Consider the following 19,167-nt stretch of genomic DNA (forward strand, 5'->3'; position numbering starts at 1 on the left):
GTCATCCTAGATCATCAATAAATAATCGCACCTCACCATCCACAACAAGAACATTGTCAGATGTACAATCTCCGTGAATTATCGTTTGCTCAACAGGTATAGGTTTAGTTGACTGTAATTTCTCTAAAAGTTGTATACTGGCTTCTGTTTCTCCAGTTTTCACATAACTATCAGCTTTCAATAACTGCTGATCTAACCAATTATCTATATGAATAAGTGATTCAATCGTTTTTGTTTCGTGGAGCTGATTAAGAATATGTCCAAAGCTCATAATTAACGCTTTCTTTCTGATGCATTTCCGCTTTCTTAAATGAAAATGCTTCAGTCTGGAATTGAATTTTCAAGGGAGATGAATAAGAATATTTTTTAATCCAATATCGACTCTTTATGAGGGTTCCTTTGAAATTCAAAAAGTGTTTTAATTTGTGACTCTGTATTTCTATCGGTAGAAAGATTAGGTAAATTATTTTCAGAGAAAAATTTTATATCTTTTGTTTCTATTCCAGTAATTGCATTTCCTCCAACTATCTCACATTTAATAAACATTTTATAATAATAATAAGGTTGAGGAGGGTGTGGATGTTTATTCATATCCAAAAAAGCGAGCATTTTCACTGGTTCTACAATATATCCAGATTCTTCTTCTAACTCTTTAATAATATTTTCAGATGGAGACAAACCTACATCGCAAAACCCACCAGGTATAGACCATCTGTCATCAATATTCTCTCTAACCATTAAGATTTTATCATCCCTAAACACTACTCCACGAACATCTACTTTTGGCGTTTGATAACCTGTCTCATTCGTAAATAAATCCTTGATTTTTTGCAAATCTAATTCAGTGTATTCTTCCATAATTTCAGCACTTATCATTCGCAATTCTTCAAAACGTTCAATATCATAAATATCTTTTGAAAAAGTTAATCCTGCTTGAGACAATGATTGGATCCTTTTTGCCCATTCCAACCATTTATGACTCATTCGGCATACCAGCATTTAGAAAATCAATAAACTCAGATACATGTTTAAACACAGCATTAGGCTCCATTGCAAATTCCAATGATTGATTGTCAGGCAACCAATGTACTTCTATTGTAAACACAGATTGTATTCTATTTTGAATTATTTCTAAACTATAAATATTAAACACATCACTTTCCTTTTGTTTAAGACTCAATTAGCAGAAAAAGTTAAAAATCAATATAAAAAGGTTGAAGTTTATCGTCTATACAACACTCAATTCTTTGTCTGAAATTTTTCCAGGTAACCATTTCTAATGCTTTTTCAATTGGGAAATATCCTACTTCTAGACTCTCAGTACTTGTTGTAAGTTCTCCTCCAATCGGTTTTCCTAAAAATAATGTATTACAAATTGATCCACTAACATTTTGAAAAACTCCACAAAATTTCGTTATTTCAATATCTATTCCCGATTCTTCTTTTGTTTCCCTGATTGCAGCATCCATCAATGGTTCTCCTTCTTCAACCTGTCCGCCAGGCATTTCCCATCCTCGTCTTGGTCCTTTAATTAATAAAATTTCTTTTTGATCATTTAGCACAATTGTTGCTGCTGAAACAATATGTTTTGGTGGTGTCATTATCTCAATCTCCATTTTCATATTTACTTTTATACAAGAAGAACACTAAACAACCTAATCATCATCAATTGGGCAATTTAAGCATTTATTTTCAAATGATTTTTTCCTACTTCACTCATGAGTCCTCTTTATCTTTACTATGTTCCCTATTTTTGTAACATAATTTCCTGTAATAATGCTAAAAAGAAGCCAACAAACGAAGGCATTAAAAGTAATAGACCTTTTGACAAAATCTTTTCCCCGTTGTTTAAATCAATTTTCTTAATGCTATAACATTCTTTCCTTCTTCAATTATCCTGCCAATTTGTTCTGTAACAATCAAGGGTTTGCTCCTTTAAAAGCACTTGTTAGTTCAATATCTTAATAAGTTCTTTCCTTCTTTTATCATTCTTGATTTTGTACCAATCTGAATTGCTTTGTCTGAAAAACTGAGTAGTATATGGTCCAGATTGCTCCCACACACTCAATACTTCTGTTCCTTTACCTTGATAATATATAGTAACTTCGTAGTCTGAATGATAAGCCATTTCATATTTGGTATTTCTTTTGTGATTTGCCCTATTAAGAATTCGTGTAACTTTTTTAATTGTAGATTTGTCTTCTATAATTTTTTCTTTTCCTATTTTCTTACCATCAATGTTGTACTTTTGTACTGCGATTTTCTCAATATCTGAAAAACCATGTGCTAAAATTGTGTAACTGAAAAAAAATATGATTCCAAGTACTAAGAAAGTAATTACCCATTTTTTCATTTAAACCACCTCTTCTTTTGAAAAAACTTACCAATTACCCAAGTCCTTCTCCAACTAATCAGCGCCTATGTCTTAGCTACTCAACGATTTTAAAGTAAAGCTAATGATTGAAATAATGTTAAGTAAGTAAACTGCCAAAGAATATAATGAAAATTAATATCCCAGAAGCACATATTGTAAAAACAATAGTAAATACACTTCTTGCCATTGATTTCCAATCCCTTACATCCTTTAATCCAATAACTCCAAGAAGAAATGAAATCAACGTTACGGCTAAGACAATATTTAATGGATGAATCCCTATGTTTTTAGTAAATATACTTATAAAATTTTCAGATGATATTGAAATAAAAAATAAAGGGATACAAAATAAAGAAAGTATAAATGACGATCTGTTAATATTAACTTTCATACATACCTCTTTCTGAAGTTGATCATATTGAATTAGGATTTTTCTTAAATTCTTGTTTAATTATCCTTTTGAACGAAATCTACCTTTTATTGAGCTCTTTTATGAGTTGAATAGTTTCATCAACATCATGAACTCCTATTATTTCAATCGGGAGATTAAGTTTTTTTTTCACTTCTTTGGCTTCAGAAAGATTTGCAAGTGGTAGGATTATATGAGAAAAGCCATTTTCATTTGCGGTTTGTATTTTTTCATTTATTGAACCAACTTCTTTTACTTTCCCAGTTTTACTAATGGCACCTGTTACGCCGATTAGCATATCATTTTCAAATTCCCCTTGTTCAGAGAGGCTCGATAATACTAAACCTAAGCCTGCACTGCTACCGCTCGAACCATCCCTCGTTAAAAATTCATCAATTGCCTTGTTACTTGTGTTTAAATAACCTGCCACATTTTCAGACATCTGTTCAAACTCATCTTTATATAAGCCCACCGATTCGATGATCGCTTTGTTTTTGCTAAAATATCGCGCGTGATTCTTAACGGAAATAATTTCAAAGTATTTAGTGTGACCCTTTTGATAACTATCTCGTAGAACTTGTTCGTTTTCAACGGAACCTATTGTAGCAACATTTATTGATAACAAAAAAATTCCAGAACCTTTAATTAATTCTTCTGGTGCGTTGGGACTAGAAATTAGGTATTGATGGTTATCAATAAGGATTAGCGGCATTTCGTAAATAAATAAGAATACCGAAAAAATTACAGAAAAAACAAATGGCGGTTTTGAAATTGCTGTTTTCATAATGACCAATGAGAAAAAGAGGATTAGTATACTCATTAAAAACAATACGTTTACAAAGAAAAAACCCGAGATAAAATTTATAAGATATAAAAAAAGTTCAATAAAATAAACAAGCGTCATCGTCACAACTGGAAGATTCGGATGTCTATTTTTGAATTCATACTTCATTCGTCCATCTCCTATTTCAAATTCGTATCTGCTTTACAATTGAATCATCTTTAATTAACAAACCTACCCATGGAGTTTTATTACTATTTGAATAGATCTTTCCTCTCTCAATATTTAGTCGATTCAAAATTTCCAAATTATTTCATATTAATATTAACATAAATAACCAATTACCTTCCAATTAATTTCAAATTTATTCGATGTGGTAAATACCTCTATTAAGCAGTTTTTTAACAAAAATTGCATCTCTGGCATCTTAATAAAGAAATCCTAATATTGAAAATCAAAAAAAGTAGCGAAGTGACATCGTCACTAGCTACTTTGTAAATGGCTATGTTAAAGAATGTTGTTGATACTGAAGAACAAACGAAAGAGTACATTTGCGCCTAGCATGTAAAGGAACGAAGGTTAAAAACGCCACGTCCTGCTCCTGCGGTTACTCGTCGCAAATGCCATGCGAGAAATTGCTCCTGCGGTTACTCGTCGCAAAATGCCATGCGAGAAATTGCTCCTGCGGTTACTCGTCGCAAAATGCCATGCGAGAAATTGCTCCTGCGGTTACTCGTCGCAAAATGCAATTCGAGAAATTTTGTGGCAGCACCTTCATGACCCACTTCCTGTGGGCCCAAGAATGAGATCCACAAGTATGTGGTTTTCATACTTGTCGGCCCATGCGGAACGTACGGCTATCGCAATTGTACGATAAACAACAGTTTAGTTTAATAGAGCCTATAAAATAAATCCTTTTATAGTCAGCATTTATTTCTTAATTAAAAAAACAGCTCCGCGGATGCGAAGCTGAATGTTATATCTTATGATTCTAATAATAAATCTTCAGGGTTTTCGATTAATTCTTTTACAGTTTTTAAGAATCCAACTGAATCTTTTCCGTCAATTACACGGTGGTCATAAGAAAGTGCCACATACATCATTGGACGAATTTGAACTTCGTTACCAATTGCAACTGGACGTTTTTGGATTGTGTGCATTCCAAGGATACCTACTTGTGTACCATTTAAGATTGGAGTAGACATAAGAGAACCGAATACGCCACCGTTTGTAATAGTAAATGATCCACCAGTCATATCTGAAATTTGAAGTTTTTTGTCGCGTGCTTTTTTCGCTAATTCACCGATATTTGCTTCAATTTCAGCAAAGTTTTTGCGGTCAGTATCACGAACGATTGGCACAACTAAACCTTCTTCAGTAGAAACAGCGATCCCAATATCATAGAACTGTTTAAGTAGAACTTCGTCTCCTTCAAGTTCTGCATTCACATAAGGATATTTTTTCAAAGCAGATGTAACTGCTTTTGTGAAGAATGACATAAATCCTAAACGAACATCATGATCTTCAAAGAATTTATCTTTTTTGCGAGCACGTAATGCCATAACATTTGTCATATCAATTTCATTAAAAGTAGTTAACATAGCTGTTGATTGTTTAACTTCTAACAAACGTTTTGCAATTGTTTGACGACGACGAGACATTTTTTCACGAGTAACACGACCATCATCTTCTTTTGGAGTAGCAGTAGCTTTAGCTGCAGCCGGTGCTGATGGTGCTTGTTTTGGTGCATTTGAATGTGATTCAACGTCTTGCACACGTACGCGACCCATTGGATCAACTGTAGAAACCGCATTTAAATCAATGCCTTTTTCACGAGCTAATTTACGAGCTGCTGGACTTGCGATCGTACGGTCCGTTGAAGATGTTTCTTCTTTAGCAGCCGGAGCTGGTGCAACTTTTTCAGCTTTTGGTTGTTCTACACTTTTAACAGGTGCATCCGCTTCAGCAGGGTCTGCTTCAACCGGATTCTTAGTTGTATCACCACTACCAGAACCTTCTCCGACAACAGCAATAACTTGACCAACTTCAACTGTATCTCCTTCAGCAAAAAGTAGTTCTTGAACAACTCCTGCTTCTTCAGATATTACTTCCACGTTAACTTTATCTGTTTCAAGTTCAACGATGAATTCACCTTTTTCAACTGAATCACCTACTTGTTTTAACCATTGTGCGATAGTTCCTTCTGTAATCGATTCTGCTAATTCTGGTACTTTAATTTCTGCCACTATATTTTCCTCCTCTGATCAATCGGTCTTTAAAGTGAAACTGCTTCTTCTATAATGCGAGTTTGCTCAATTTTGTGAGCTTCGCCATCGCCTTCAGCTGGACTTGAACGCTTAACACGGCCAATATATCTTACACTCTTCGCTCCTGCTAAATCACGTAAATATGGATCTGCAAAAGTCCAAGAACCCATGTTTTGTGGTTCTTCTTGTACCCATGCAATTTCTTTCGCATTTGGAAAACGTCCAACAATCGCTTGAATTTTTTCAGAAGGGAATGGATACAATTGTTCAACACGAACGATGTGAAGATGATCAAAATCTTTACCATCTTTTACTTTATCAGCTAAATCAATTGCCATTTTTCCACTAGCTAGTAAAATTCGTTCCACTTTTTCAGTTTGATTGCCTAGACCAGGTTGCTCTAGAATTGTTTCAAATTGACCTGTTGCTAGATCTGCTACTTCTGCGCCAACAAGTGGGTGACGAAGCAATGATTTTGGTGAAACGATAATTAATGGTCTCATCGTTTCTTCTCCAAGCATTTTAGCTTGACGACGTAAAATGTGGAAGTAGTTTGCAGCACTTGAAAGATTAGCAACTGTCCAGTTATTTTCTCCTGCCATTTGCAAGTATCTTTCTAAACGAGCACTTGAATGCTCTGGCCCTTGCCCTTCATAAGCGTGTGGAAGTAACATCACCAATCCGGATTTTTGGCCCCATTTTGCTCGACTAGCAGAGATAAACTGATCAAACATAACTTGTGCCATATTTGCAAAGTCTCCATATTGAGCTTCCCAAATAACTAACGCTTTTTCATTCTCTAAGTTATAACCAAATTCATACCCTAAAACAGCAGCTTCAGTTAATGGACTATTATATACAACAAATGATGCGTTTGCGTCCGAAATATGATGAAGTGGAACAAGCTCTGCCCCAGTTTTTTCATCATGCAGCACAAGATGTCTATGGGCAAATGTCCCACGCTGAGCATCTTGTCCAGTCAGTCGGATAGGATTTCCATCTTGTAATATTGAGCCTAGTGCTAATGTTTCTGCATGTGCCCAATCGATTTTCCCTTTACCTTTGAAAGGTTCTTCACGACGTTTAAGAATCTTTTCAAGTTTCTTGAATGCCGTAAATTCTGATGGCCATGATAATAACTCAGCATTCATTTTCACTAGTGTTTCTTCTTTTACACCAGTTGGAACTTCTGGATACCCATTTAATACAACTTCAGGAATAACAATATCTTGATGCTCAGCTTCAGGCACTTCTCTTACACGGTCGAAGGCAGCTTGCATTGTTTTTTGAATGTCAGTTTGAAGCTTTTTCACTTCTGCGTCTTCAACAACTTTTTCCGACACTAATTGTTTACCATACAGTTCACGTACCGTTGGGTGTTTGTGAATCGCGTGATACATAGTTGGATTAGTTACTAACGGCTCATCCATTTCATTGTGACCAAATCGACGGTAGCCGATTAAATCTATTAAGATGTCTTTGCCGAATTTTTCACGATATTCAAATGCTAGTCTAGCTACAGCTATTACCGCTTCAACATCATCCGCATTGACATGTACTACAGGTACTTCGAATCCTTTAGCTGGGTCAGAAGAATAATGTGTCGAGCGAGAATCATAATATTCTGTTGTAAAACCAATCATATTATTAGCAATAACATGAATGGATCCACCAGTTTGATAACCACGGACACGACTATAGTTTAATGTTTCTGTTACGATGCCTTGCCCTGGGAAAGCAGCATCCCCATGAATTAATACAGAATATGCAGCTTTTGGATCTTGAGCAGCTACACCTGTTTTTGATGTAACTTCTTGAGCGGCACGAGTTTGACCTACAACTACTGGACTAACTACTTCTAGGTGAGAAGGGTTATAAGCTAGTTTTACTTTCAAACCAGATTTTGCTGTATGTGTAGCTCCCATGTGATATTTCACATCGCCGAACCATCCTGTAGTAATCTCTAATGAATCATCTTGTGGTAAAAATGATTCGTTTGGAACATGTGCAAAATCTGCAAACATCATGTCATATGGTTTATTAATAATGTGTGTTAAGACATTTAAACGTCCACGATGAGCCATACCAATTAAAATTTGCTTAGTTTGTTGTTTTTCAGATTGGCGAACCAATTCATCAAGAAATACGACTAATGTATCTAATCCTTCGATTGAAAAGCGTTTTGCGCCTACGAAAGTACGGTGAATGAATTTCTCAAAACCTTCAATTTCAGATAAACGTTCAAGCAATGCTTTACGTTCTTCTGCCGATAATTCAACTTTCATCGATGATGACTCAATTTTAGACTGAATCCATTGACGTTCCTGTGGATTAATAATATGAGCAAACTCATATGCAATCTTATCGGTATAAAATGATTTCAAATACTCGATTGCTTGTGAACCGTTTTGAATATTACTTGGTGCATTTTTCATTAATAAAGAAGCTGGGATCTCTACAAGATCAGCTTCTGATAATCCATATGATGAAGGATCTAAACGAGAAGAATCTTTTGGACGATCGTTTAGTGGATAAATATCCGCAGCTAAATGACCATGAGCCCGAATAGCGTCTGCTAACTGAACAGCCGCTAATACTTTCCCAAAGTTATTTGGATCTACCTGATTAGCTGCAGAAAAATCGACAGCGTTTTCAGTCGTTGTTGGTGCACCATACTCTTCAAACAATACGCCTAAATCTGCATCTACAGATTCTGGCGATTTCAAATACAAATCGTACATTTCTAATACATAACCTAAGTTTGGACCTGATAATTTAGTCCATGGTGACCCGTTCGGTGTCCCTTTTATTAACATTAAGAAAACCCTCCAACTTATTGCCAAGCGGCATTTCCTATTTCTTTTTATACATACTATAATATATTATCACGTTGTAACCTGATATCAAAGGAATCAAGCATGATGAAATGCAGAACTTTTTTTCCATTTCAATCTTACTCCTATCCATAGAAAATACAATGCTTTTCGGTAAATTAAGCAAACTTTATCTTAATGTCGAAATAACTCGTATTATAGACAAGGAATATTCATTTTATAAGTGGGAAAACCATAGAAAAAGTAGAGCCTTTGTCCGTTTCACTCGCCACAAAAATTGTTCCCCTAGCATTTTCCATAAGCATTTTCACAATACTCAAACCTAACCCACTTCCACCTAAGTCTCTAGAACGAGCTGCATCGACTCGATAAAAACGATCAAAGATTTTAGATTGGTCTTTGGGAGAAATCCCAATCCCCTCATCTTGTATAAGAACAATGACTTTCTCTGGTTTAATTTCGTATGAAATAGATACATGTGCTGGCTCTTTACTATATCGAATCGCATTTGTTAAGATGTTACGAATAATTTGGTGGTAGGCATTCGATGAAATTTGGACGTTTAGTACTTCTTGAATTGGCAAATTATGATTAATCTGGACGGTTGGGTGTACTTGGATGATCTCTTCTATTACTTCTTTAGTGTGTTTTACTATATTAGTAGGAGGACGATCTTTCATCTGCTCTCCTCGGGCTAATTCCAGCATTTCGTCAATTAATGACTTCATTTGATTTACTTCATGTAAGGATATTTCCAAAGATTCTTTTAAAATCACAGGATCATCCTTTCCCCATCTGTTTAACAAAGCAAGATGTCCTTCTACCACTTGTATAGGTGTGCGTAATTCGTGTGAAGCATCTGCCATAAATTGTTGTTGCTGTTCAAAAGATGACTTTAACTTACCCATCATACTTTCATACACGGTAATAAGTTCTCCAATTTCATCCTTCGCATGATAGTCTATCGATAAATCTTTTTCAAATCCATGTGCAGCAACATCATCCATGGATAATTTTAAATCTTTAAGTGGCCTTAGTAAATATGTAGCCAATATATATCCTATCCATCCTGATAACAACAAACTACACACACTAAAAAGCAACATGGCAGTGAGAATATAATTCATCATTGACTGGAATCCTTTTAAAGGGTGTTCAAGCTGAACGTACCCAATAAATTTACCAAGCTGAATATTACCTATGGCTGAAATGGAAGAAGATTTGTCCGTATCAAGCGAATAGCCATTGTCGGGCAAGTCAATTTCATCAAATGCAGGAAAAGTCGATGTATTATTGATTTGTAACAACTCAATACCATCAGCATTAAGTAAACGAACAGTTTGGTCTTTATCAATAATAGACGTCATTAATCCTTTATTTGATTGAATATCCTGTACAGTTAAAAATGGACCTTGAGATTCGAAAAAGCTGGTTAAGTCACTCATAGTTCGATTTACTTCTTGTTCTTCTTGTTGATACAACCATCCTTTTAACGCAATGTATAAGATAATACTCATTACTGCAAAACTTATGAAAATGACGGCTCCAGAACTTATTGCCCATTTCTTTTTCAATGATTGAGATGCAATTGACTGATTCCACTGGTTCATTCTTGTCATTCGCGCATCACATATCCGACTCCTCTAACCGTTTCTATGTAACTTGCTGCTTTTGGTGGTAACTTCGAACGCAAATGACGTATATATACATCAACAACATTTGTTTCGATATCAGCTAAATAGCCCCAAACATTTTCCAAAATCAAGTCTCTGGTAACCACCCGGTTTTTTTGTTGTATTAAGTAAACAAGTAAATCATATTCAGTTTTTGTTAAGTCTATGCTATTTTGGTTTACTTCGACACGGTGTGCACTTGTATGAACAGTAATGTCTTTAAATACTAACAGTAAAGTTTCTTCATTTTCTTGGCTAGTTCTTCTTAAAACTGATCTAATCCTAGCTAGTAATTCTTCGATAGCAAATGGTTTTACGATGTAATCATCAGCGCCTGCATCAAGACCTGCTACCCGGTCCATTACAGCATCTCTTGCTGTAATCAATAAAATAGGAAGTTGTGAGAACGAGCGAATTCTACGACATACTTCAATACCATTTAGCTCAGGTAACATGACATCAAGCAAAACGACATCGAATTCGAGAGATCTCGCCGCTTCTAACCCTTCTCTTCCAGATAAATAATGAACGACTTCGAAACCCTCGTGACGTAACTCTAGTTCAATAAACCTGGCAATGTTCTTTTCGTCTTCTACAAGTAAAACACGGTTGCCCATTTTCCTACCTTCTTTCTTGTTCTCAAAAAAACGCTCCATAAATAGGAACGGCTCTCGATAAATCACTCTAGATAAATAAGGTGTTGATTTTTCCCTATCCGCTTTACTTCGTATAACGCTGAGTCTGCTTTTTCTAATAACTCGTCAATAAATAATCCATGCTCTGGAAAAAAAGATATTCCAATAGAAGTAGTTGGCGTGAAAATATTTTCTTTAATGGTCCATCCTTTTAGCAAGGTTGTTTGGATGTTTTTTATTATTTGGTTTATTTCATCAAACCTTATTTCAGGTTGATTAGATAAATGTGTAAGTAAAATGACAAATTCATCTCCACCTATACGAGAGACTAAATCATCTGGACGAACACAAGCTAAAAGGGCTTTTCCAAACATGCGAATAAATTCGTCTCCAATATCATGACCAAATGTATCATTAACCGATTTGAAATCGTCTCCATCGAGAAAAAGAATACCTATTGTTGAATCAGTTGATTGTGCATGTGAAACATATTGAGGAAACTCTTTTAATAAATAACTTCGATTTGGCAAATTCGTTAAACTATCGTGATAGGCCATAAAGTTTAGATGTTGTTCTAATTTTTTGCGTTCCGTTACTTCTCTAGAAACAATAACATGCTGAAGTTGTCCAGGTCGTTCACGATCTTTTACGGCCATTATAGACGTTTCAGTCCAAATCTTCTCTTTATTTTTTCGGCAATATTGTAACTCTAATCGAATCTCTTCTTTTTCATTGACTCGTTTTGAAACATCTGATTTCCAAAAATCACGATACTCTTTAGTAAGCATATCGCTAAACTGAATATTTCCTATTTCCTCATTTGTAAAGCCAAGTATTCTTTCATGGGATGGGGACGTATATAAAATACATCCACAATCATCCGTTATTGCAATTAAGTCATTGGTATTTTGAGTTATTAGGTTAAATGTCTGTTCAATCGATTGCAGATTGATCATCATATTCTTTTTTTCAGTAATATCAAATTGAATAATGAGCACATTTCCAACGTCTTGTAATTCATTGTAAAGGGGAATAATCGTTGTATCTCCCCAGTAAAACGTACCATTGCTCGCTCGATTTCGAAGCTCACCGCGCCATATTTTATCTTTCATCATGTCTTTCCACATACGCTTCAAATTAAAATTGTTGTAACGGTCGACTTGTAACGAGCTAATATGTTGACCCATCATCTCTTGATTCATAAAACCAGTAATTTCTTCAAATAAATCATTAGCATACACAATGATGCCTTTGCGATCAGTCATTAGTACCATGGCTGCCTTGCTAATAGCACGTTTATAACTTTCCAATATGTGTCTTGTATTACGTAGGCTTTCTTTAAGCTCCACTTCATCAGTAACTTCCTGAAGCAAGATATACATAGCTTCAATCTCTCCATGCTTTCTAATAGGAGAATAACTGACTAGGAATGTTCCTTCTACACCTGTTGATTTCATTCGTTTTACGAGTACCGAAGATTTTCCAGTGCCTGTTAAATTCGTTTCAAAATGAGCTTCAACTTGTTTCCTTTCTTTCAGTGGAACGATAGGTAAGTTTAAATAATGCTTCCCCCGCCACTTTTTTAATTCGAAACCAAAAATCTCTTCAAATTTTGGATTCATATCAAATATTTTCCCATCCCGTGTAACCAAAATGGTTGGATCCACTGTCATGTTAAGTAACGATTGCATGAATAAATATTTTTCTTCAATTTCTTTTTGAGTGGACACTTCTTTTGTAATGGCCAATATATAATTTGCTTGATCCGTGTGAATTGGTTTTACCGTCGTTTCATTTTCTAGTTCAACATCAGAAAACAAAAAGAAATCGTGAAAGATCACCACTTTATTATCTTGAATTGCCTTTATGTAATGGTCATGGATTTCTTTTGCATGTGTCGAAGAAAGCATCTCATGCAAATCGGAGTGAATGGGACTCTTTTTAAAGATGAGTCTTGCACTTTGATTGATATAAATATACTCAAATGAGTGCTCTTTTTGAATTAAAAAGAACACTAAATCTGGAGAATCTTCATATAATAAATCAAATTGTGCTTGAGTGAAGAAATGTTCCATCTAACTTCAATTCCTCTCGTTGCTAGACCATCCATCTTTAATACTTTGTTGAGCTTGTTTTTCTAATTCTTTATATTCTGCAATCTCAGTTTCATGGAGCTCAATCGAATTACAGAAAAATTCACCATCATCTGATAATTCTCCTGAATATGTAGCGAAAAACGTTGCATTCCCAATAAGAGATAAATGAACTCTCTCATCGCTTTGTTCAATAATGCATTTAACAAAACCGCCTGGATTGTATACCTTCACTTCGCCAAAAGGCATGAGTTTAATAATTGCAGAAACTAACGCTGAAGCGGTCATAGCAGTACCACAAGCATTAGTGAAACCTACCCCTCTTTCGAAAGTTCTAACGAAAATACTTGTCTCATCAACGGGATGAACAAAACTGACATTTACACCATCAGGAAAATAATCATTTTCTCTATTAAAAGAACTGGCAAGCTGTTTCTGAAACTGTGATTGTTCAATATATTGAATTGGGACTATACCAATTAAGTGAGGATTTGGTACTGACACAGCAGTAAAGTGAATATCAGTGGCAAATTCGGGTATTACCTCATTCATAAGCGTTTTGATATTTCCATATTTCATTGGGAGTGAGGTTAAGTCAAACGAAACGGGAGAAATTTCGACCGCGTATGTTTCTATGCCCTTAAACATAGGGTCTACTTTTTGCACTGTAAGTACGGCTTTCATCGTTTCTATTGTTCCTTTTGATTGTCCCAGTTTAGTTAAGACATATCGTGCTACACATCTTAAGCCGTTACCACACATGGAGGCTTCTGAACCATCCGAATTATAGACACGCATTTTCGCATCAGCTTTTGCAGATTGTGAAATAATTAATAACCCATCCGCGCCATTATCATTAGAAGGGTCGCACATTTTTTGTGCAGTTAATGGCCAATTGTATGCCATGTTTGGCAGTTCTTCATGCAGATAAAATGTATTGCCAGAACCGTGGACTTTATGAAATGTGATGGTCATGATAATCCCCCTAAATACTTTATCTTTTAATGATAAATCTTATCTAAAACGGTTACAACTATTCATTCAAAATCGAGTGTTTTATTTGTAACAAAACTTACACAAATTTCACGATTTTTTTCTTTGCATTTTGAAAAAAAATTAGTATAGTAAATATGAAAACAATTTTATAAACGATTTATTCACCATAAATCGTGAGGGAAGGCAAATGGTGCGCCACCAGCATTGCGACTGGTTCTAGTGGGTTCGATTCCCACCCCGGAATTTTTTATGTACTACAAAATGAAAAATTTCGAGGGGCTAGAGCCAGACGACTGTCTATATCTGCCCCGTTACGGAGGCGTTATTAATGATAAAAAGAAGAGAATTACAAGAATGCGGCCACTTATTCGAGTATTTATCTCACCCATCTGTCTTCCCTTTCGTACGTCAAAAAGCAACTTCATCAGAAGAATTCTTGTTTATGACGAAACAGCTGATGGAAGAAGAAGAACGCGGAGAGGTTATTTCGCGCACGATTACGGATGATTTTGGAATGCCTATTGGCACCATAAATTTATATGATATTCAAGATCAAGCTGGCTTTTTAGGGACTTGGATTGGTCAACCTTTTCAAGGGAAAGGCTATAATTTAAAAGCTAAAAATCTTTTCCTAGAAGAGCTATTTTATCAATATCAAATAAATACTGTGTTTTTACGTATTAAAAAACATAATGAAAAGTCTATCCGAGCTACAGAGAAGTTAGCATATACCATGAACGCTAAAGAGTCACACCCCACTTTATTTGAAGAAATCAATGCAGGAGAACATCAATATGAGCTATACCAAATTCCAAAAGATTTATTCTACTTATCAACTGCTGCTTCTCGATTTACCGAAGAAGAAGAGCAAGCGATGTAAAGAAAATACCGCCTACAAGGTTCTAGTGTAAGCGGTATTTTTCATTTTGCATTAGACGTAATGAGTCTAACAAGTGGTAAACTTGTGTTGTTATCAATATGTGATTTCGTTGATTTATCAGTGTTCGTGGTTACCAAGGGTTCAGTTAGTAATCGTATTTTTTTATATTTTTGTTACCATGAGTGTTACCACAATTTTGCCCTTCCACATATCACTGTGGATGGCATTTTTTATATTCCTAACAACTGTTTTTTCTTCTCAATGAAATCCTCTTCGCTGATAATCCCGTCTTCCATCAATGCTTTAAATTTACGAAGGTCATCTGAAACATCTGGAGAAGATTGAATAGATGTTGATTCTGATTTCTTCCCAATGTTATTCCGAACATACTCCACAAATTCATTTACTTGGCCAATATTAATTCCGCTCATTTCAACCTTGTTCCCAGAAGCAATGATATTCATTCTGTGACCCAACATTCCCCGATGGGGAGGCTGTTTAACTGTAGAAGAATCAACTTTCTAGTAGAATAATAAGCCCTTCCACATAAATGGATGGGCTTTTCCTATTTCATATTTAAGTACATATCAAGCAGCTCCTCAGTACGATTGCGAAGACGAACATTTAGATATCTTCGATGCTGGTCATACCCTCCAAAAAAAAAAGTGTACTCCGTACATGAGTCGACTCGATTACCTTTAATGATTCTCATATTGTGCTGACGGAGATACAGTTTAGTTTCCTTCAAATCTTTTTGAACAGCTTTTATGGATTGCTCAATGATGTATATGTATGGTCGTTTTAATTTGAATGTACCTTTTTCAAACTGTTCACGATCAAGCTCTAAAATAATAATTACCATAGGCAAGTAAATCATGCTTTCATAGTGCGGTAAACTTTCAGCTGGAATGAGTGTCATCTATATCACCAAATTCTCTTTACGTTCGACAGGAATTAATGCCAGGACACTGTCAATCAAAAAAGTACGTTTGGTGTTTCTCAAGAAACAATAAGCTTGAAATGACTCACCATATTGTTGCAAAACTTTAATACGTCTCTTTGTAACTTCTCCACTTTTCGAGATATACATAACCTCCACAATCTGACCATATCGCATAGCCTTCAAAAGAATTTTCTTCACATTAATCCCTCCAATAAGAGAACACCTGTTCTTATTATATGCGAACGTATGTTTTTTATCCATGGGAATTATTCCCCCAAAACAAAAAAGACCGTCATTTGACAGTCTTTTCTTCTTAAATTAAGCACCCGTTAGTTAAAGGAGAAAATCCACACGCTTCTGTAACCAAGCCTTATACCTCGTGCCAGAGATTGTATACCACATGCTACATGCACAACAGGTTGACATGACCCCCGGATTAGGAAGTATTCGACTTCATTAATCAATAAGAAAAAGCTTCCATGTAAAAAGGCAGCTTATTGACTAGTTAATTAACCTTTTTCCTTCTAAATAAGAAAATAACTAAAAGTGTTGTTAATATTAGCTTTACTAATTTAACGATTTTAACTAAAATTTTGATTAAACTATTAATTGCAAATATATTAGGTTTTGCAAACCAATCTTACGTCCAAGGGGGATATGGTAACCTGGAAATGATGGGTGTTGTTGTTGTTAATGAAACTTCAAAAATCTCAATGGGACGCATCATTTCGTGATCTTCATGCTCTAGCATATGACAATGCCACACATATCGCCCGGTGAATGGTCCAAATCGGGCAATAATGGATGTGACGTAACCAAAGGGGGTCTGAACTGTATCTTTTAATCCCATTTCATAGGGATTAGGAGGAGTGGGCGGTCCCGTAAAAATAAGGGTTCCGTTTTTTTGAAATTGAGAAACATCAAAAGGCTGGCGATTAAGAATTTGAAAATCAACCAAATGGAGATGGATGGGATGAGGATCATCATCGATTATATTAATGATGCGCCAAATTTCGACGGTATTTACTTCAATTCTTTCGGATATTCTATCTATCCACATTTTCCCATCTAATAAGTTCAAGGATCGACCATATTGATCCTTGGTTCTGACGAGTGTTAAATCTCTTGTTCTCTTTGCCATACTTATTGGAAGGCGTTCGATTTTCCCTAAATAAAAAGGAAGGGAACTGGTATCTGTACTTTTTAACGGAACGGTTACCCTAAATTGCATAACATCTGTTGTTTCGGCGGATGCACTCTTGGTGACATTTTTGAGAATAATGGTTTGACCGTAGTATTGAGAAAAATCAATGATCACATCTACACGCTCGGCACTCATAATAATAAATTCATTTATTACTACTGTTGTCTCAAGAAAGCCACCATCCGTGCCAATTTGATAAAAAGGCTGATTGGATTCCATTTTTAATGTAAGGATTCGACTATTGGATGCGTTTAAAATTCGAAATCGGTATTTTCTTGGTTCAACGTCCAGATATGGATAAACCTTCCCGTTTACAAGAATCGTATCTGCATCAAAAGGAGGGACAAGAGAAGGATAAGGAAGACCTTTGTCGTTTTGATCCGGTGTGCTGGGGTAGTAAAGTGATCCGTCTGGGTTGAAAGAGCGGTCAACAATTAAAAGAGGGATTTCATATTTTCCTTTCGGAAGATTAAGGGATTGTTCATGATTGTCGCGAATGAGATAGAATCCAGCGAGTCCCGCGTAGATGTTCAATCTTGTAATACCTACCGTGTGGTCGTGATACCACAATGTTGTCGCTCGCTCAATGTTTGGATACGAATAGACCTCTCGTTCAAATAAAGGTCCCGTTTCTTGAAAATTCCTCGTAAACCACGCTTCGGGGTAACCATCGCTATGGGCAGGCGTTCTTCCTCCATGTAAATGGACAACACTTCTACCCTCTGGAAGAGTTATTTCAGAACCATGAATCGTTGTATCAACAGGAAGAAAGTGCTTATTAGGCAGATTATTAATCCATTTAACAAACACTGTTTCATTCTTCCTTACTTCGAATGTAGGGCCCGGAAATGTTCCATCATAACCCCATAAACGAGTTAGTCCAAGGTCCCTGTGTAGCTTCTGAGAAAACTCCTTCATGGTCACTTCGTAATATGAACTGTAATTACTTCGCATCTTAGGTGATAAGATATTTGGAATAGGCAGTTCGTCCACGAATTTTTGTAGCTTTATCTTTTCACGCATAAGTATGGAAAACTTCCTCCCTGTTAATATCAACTGAGTAAGTTTATGAACGTTAACTTGTCCATTATGTCTATACGTATCCTCTTCTTCAAATAACGAATGCGTTGTGTGGCCAGACATCTTGTCTCCCTCCTTTGCGGAAGCTTAACCATACAATAGATCACAGAAAAATATTTAAAAAGGTATGAGAAACGTCGCAAGGCATCATCCATAGTTAAAGTGGATGGAATCATACGTATTCATTTGTTGCCCTATTTTGCAAATACAAAAGTTTCTAAAATCACTTCTGGAATGGTTTTCGATTTTCAGGACTCGTTAATGAACAAACTCTCAGCCAATACATTGTTATCCATCCACACTCGATTATCCGCCATATTCAATTTTGGAATAAAACACCACGGACTACATGACAATCCAGCCAAAAGGGCAGGTAATTTTGATGTGCAAGTGGAGAAACGCATGAACTTTTGGGAACTGTTTGAATTTAAAAGGTTTATTAAATATGTGTTCGAGTTGAAATTTAGAGCGCTATTCATGACACTTTATTTTAGTGGTTTACGAAAAGGAGAGTTACTGGCTTTAACGTGGGGTGATATTGACTTTAAAAATAAAACAATAGATGTCAACAAAACGGATCATAACCGAATTGTTACAACACCTAAAACTAATGCCTCCATTAGAAAATTACTGTTGCCTCAACAAGTGTTGGATTTATTAACTGAAATAAAAAAAGAAACTAACGCTAAAGACACCTACAATATGTTCGGTGAATTTAACGAAAGTCTCTCTACCACTACGCTTGATAATAAGTTTGCGGCTTTTGTCAAAGCAAGTGAGTACAAAAGATTCGATTGAACGATTTTCGTCATTCTCATGCTAGCTACTTAATTAATAAAGGATACAATGCATTAATGGTTGCTAAGCGATTAGGTCACAGTGATGTTGCCATGACACTTAATACTTACAGCCACTTATACCCTTCATCTCAAGAAAAAGCTGTGGAAGAAATGGAGCAAGAAATCGCATTATAATCTAGTTTGTTACCATTATGTTAC

Annotated in this window: 19 protein-coding genes and 1 pseudogene; 4 read left to right on the forward strand and 16 right to left on the reverse strand. The window is 35.6% G+C overall.

Going from position 1 to position 19,167, the window contains the following annotated elements:
* Position 1 precedes the first annotated feature (1 nt).
* From C8K15_RS07305 to dapF, 12 genes are all read right to left on the reverse strand, one after another.
* Positions 2 to 271 (reverse strand): phosphotransferase, encoded by a 270-nt coding sequence (locus tag C8K15_RS07305; protein WP_108585769.1) that lies wholly within the window; start codon positions 269 to 271, stop codon positions 2 to 4.
* A 95-nt stretch (positions 272 to 366) separates the two neighbouring features.
* The gene (locus C8K15_RS07310; protein ID WP_108585770.1) at positions 367 to 984 is read right to left on the reverse strand and encodes an NUDIX hydrolase; all 618 of its coding nucleotides are present in this window, start codon (positions 982 to 984) and stop codon (positions 367 to 369) included.
* Positions 974 to 1,105, reverse strand: a complete 132-nt coding sequence (locus tag C8K15_RS21135) for a hypothetical protein (protein WP_255421051.1) — start codon at positions 1,103 to 1,105, stop codon at positions 974 to 976. Before C8K15_RS21135 ends, C8K15_RS07310 begins: the two co-directional genes overlap by 11 nt.
* Before the next feature lie 88 nt (positions 1,106 to 1,193).
* The gene (locus C8K15_RS07320; RefSeq protein WP_108585772.1) at positions 1,194 to 1,601 is read right to left on the reverse strand and encodes an NUDIX hydrolase; all 408 of its coding nucleotides are present in this window, start codon (positions 1,599 to 1,601) and stop codon (positions 1,194 to 1,196) included.
* A gap of 347 nt (positions 1,602 to 1,948) precedes the next feature.
* A complete protein-coding gene (locus C8K15_RS07325; protein ID WP_108585773.1) occupies positions 1,949 to 2,353 on the reverse strand; it encodes a YhfM domain-containing protein in 405 nt (134 codons plus the stop codon).
* Positions 2,354 to 2,844: 491 nt separating this feature from the next.
* Positions 2,845 to 3,735, reverse strand: a complete 891-nt coding sequence (locus tag C8K15_RS07335; RefSeq protein WP_108585775.1) for a S16 family serine protease — start codon at positions 3,733 to 3,735, stop codon at positions 2,845 to 2,847.
* 812 nt (positions 3,736 to 4,547) lie between these two features.
* Positions 4,548 to 5,810, reverse strand: a complete 1,263-nt coding sequence (odhB, locus tag C8K15_RS07340) for a 2-oxoglutarate dehydrogenase complex dihydrolipoyllysine-residue succinyltransferase (protein ID WP_108585776.1) — start codon at positions 5,808 to 5,810, stop codon at positions 4,548 to 4,550.
* Positions 5,811 to 5,839: 29 nt separating this feature from the next.
* Positions 5,840 to 8,647, reverse strand: a complete 2,808-nt coding sequence (locus C8K15_RS07345; protein ID WP_108585777.1) for a 2-oxoglutarate dehydrogenase E1 component — start codon at positions 8,645 to 8,647, stop codon at positions 5,840 to 5,842.
* A 230-nt stretch (positions 8,648 to 8,877) separates the two neighbouring features.
* Positions 8,878 to 10,284 carry a HAMP domain-containing sensor histidine kinase gene (locus tag C8K15_RS07350; protein WP_233260408.1) on the reverse strand — a complete coding sequence of 469 codons (1,407 nt, stop codon included), beginning with the start codon at positions 10,282 to 10,284 and terminating at the stop codon, positions 8,878 to 8,880.
* Positions 10,281 to 10,955, reverse strand: a complete 675-nt coding sequence (locus C8K15_RS07355; RefSeq protein WP_108585778.1) for a response regulator transcription factor — start codon at positions 10,953 to 10,955, stop codon at positions 10,281 to 10,283. The genes C8K15_RS07350 and C8K15_RS07355 overlap by 4 nt, the downstream gene beginning before the upstream one ends.
* Before the next feature lie 62 nt (positions 10,956 to 11,017).
* The gene (locus tag C8K15_RS07360; RefSeq protein ID WP_108585779.1) at positions 11,018 to 13,048 is read right to left on the reverse strand and encodes a PAS domain S-box protein; all 2,031 of its coding nucleotides are present in this window, start codon (positions 13,046 to 13,048) and stop codon (positions 11,018 to 11,020) included.
* A 6-nt stretch (positions 13,049 to 13,054) separates the two neighbouring features.
* The gene (gene dapF / locus C8K15_RS07365; RefSeq protein ID WP_108585780.1) at positions 13,055 to 14,041 is read right to left on the reverse strand and encodes a diaminopimelate epimerase; all 987 of its coding nucleotides are present in this window, start codon (positions 14,039 to 14,041) and stop codon (positions 13,055 to 13,057) included.
* A gap of 349 nt (positions 14,042 to 14,390) precedes the next feature.
* On the opposite strand from dapF, the gene C8K15_RS07370 reads away from it, so the two are divergent.
* Entirely contained in the window at positions 14,391 to 14,942 is a 552-nt protein-coding gene (locus C8K15_RS07370) for a GNAT family N-acetyltransferase (RefSeq protein ID WP_108585781.1), read from the forward strand.
* Between the two features lie 230 nt (positions 14,943 to 15,172).
* On the opposite strand, the gene C8K15_RS07375 is transcribed toward C8K15_RS07370, so the two are convergent.
* The 4 genes from C8K15_RS07375 to C8K15_RS07390 all read right to left on the reverse strand — a co-directional run bounded on the left by C8K15_RS07375 (position 15,173) and on the right by C8K15_RS07390 (position 18,112).
* The gene (locus C8K15_RS07375; protein WP_199224076.1) at positions 15,173 to 15,406 is read right to left on the reverse strand and encodes an SHOCT domain-containing protein; all 234 of its coding nucleotides are present in this window, start codon (positions 15,404 to 15,406) and stop codon (positions 15,173 to 15,175) included.
* 101 nt (positions 15,407 to 15,507) lie between these two features.
* Positions 15,508 to 15,861 (reverse strand): YhjD family protein, encoded by a 354-nt coding sequence (locus C8K15_RS07380; RefSeq protein WP_108585783.1) that lies wholly within the window; start codon positions 15,859 to 15,861, stop codon positions 15,508 to 15,510.
* On the reverse strand, positions 15,862 to 16,083 hold the full coding sequence (locus C8K15_RS07385; protein ID WP_108585876.1) for a WYL domain-containing protein: 222 nt from the start codon (positions 16,081 to 16,083) through the stop codon (positions 15,862 to 15,864).
* A gap of 442 nt (positions 16,084 to 16,525) precedes the next feature.
* Positions 16,526 to 18,112 (reverse strand): multicopper oxidase family protein, encoded by a 1,587-nt coding sequence (locus C8K15_RS07390; RefSeq protein ID WP_304590796.1) that lies wholly within the window; start codon positions 18,110 to 18,112, stop codon positions 16,526 to 16,528.
* 159 nt (positions 18,113 to 18,271) lie between these two features.
* Between C8K15_RS07390 and C8K15_RS21335 the strand changes: the two are divergent.
* The 3 genes and pseudogenes from C8K15_RS21335 to C8K15_RS21145 all read left to right on the forward strand — a co-directional run.
* A pseudogene (locus tag C8K15_RS21335) lies at positions 18,272 to 18,421 on the forward strand (tyrosine-type recombinase/integrase); the annotation flags it as partial.
* A 9-nt stretch (positions 18,422 to 18,430) separates the two neighbouring features.
* Positions 18,431 to 18,967 carry a site-specific integrase gene (locus C8K15_RS21140; RefSeq protein WP_158268271.1) on the forward strand — a complete coding sequence of 179 codons (537 nt, stop codon included), beginning with the start codon at positions 18,431 to 18,433 and terminating at the stop codon, positions 18,965 to 18,967.
* A complete protein-coding gene (locus tag C8K15_RS21145) occupies positions 18,964 to 19,143 on the forward strand; it encodes a tyrosine-type recombinase/integrase (RefSeq protein ID WP_158268272.1) in 180 nt (59 codons plus the stop codon). The genes C8K15_RS21140 and C8K15_RS21145 overlap by 4 nt, the downstream gene beginning before the upstream one ends.
* Positions 19,144 to 19,167: the final 24 nt, after the last annotated feature.

Origin of the sequence: Paenisporosarcina sp. OV554, from assembly GCF_003058165.1 — a bacterium.
Classification (GTDB): domain Bacteria; phylum Bacillota; class Bacilli; order Bacillales_A; family Planococcaceae; genus Paenisporosarcina.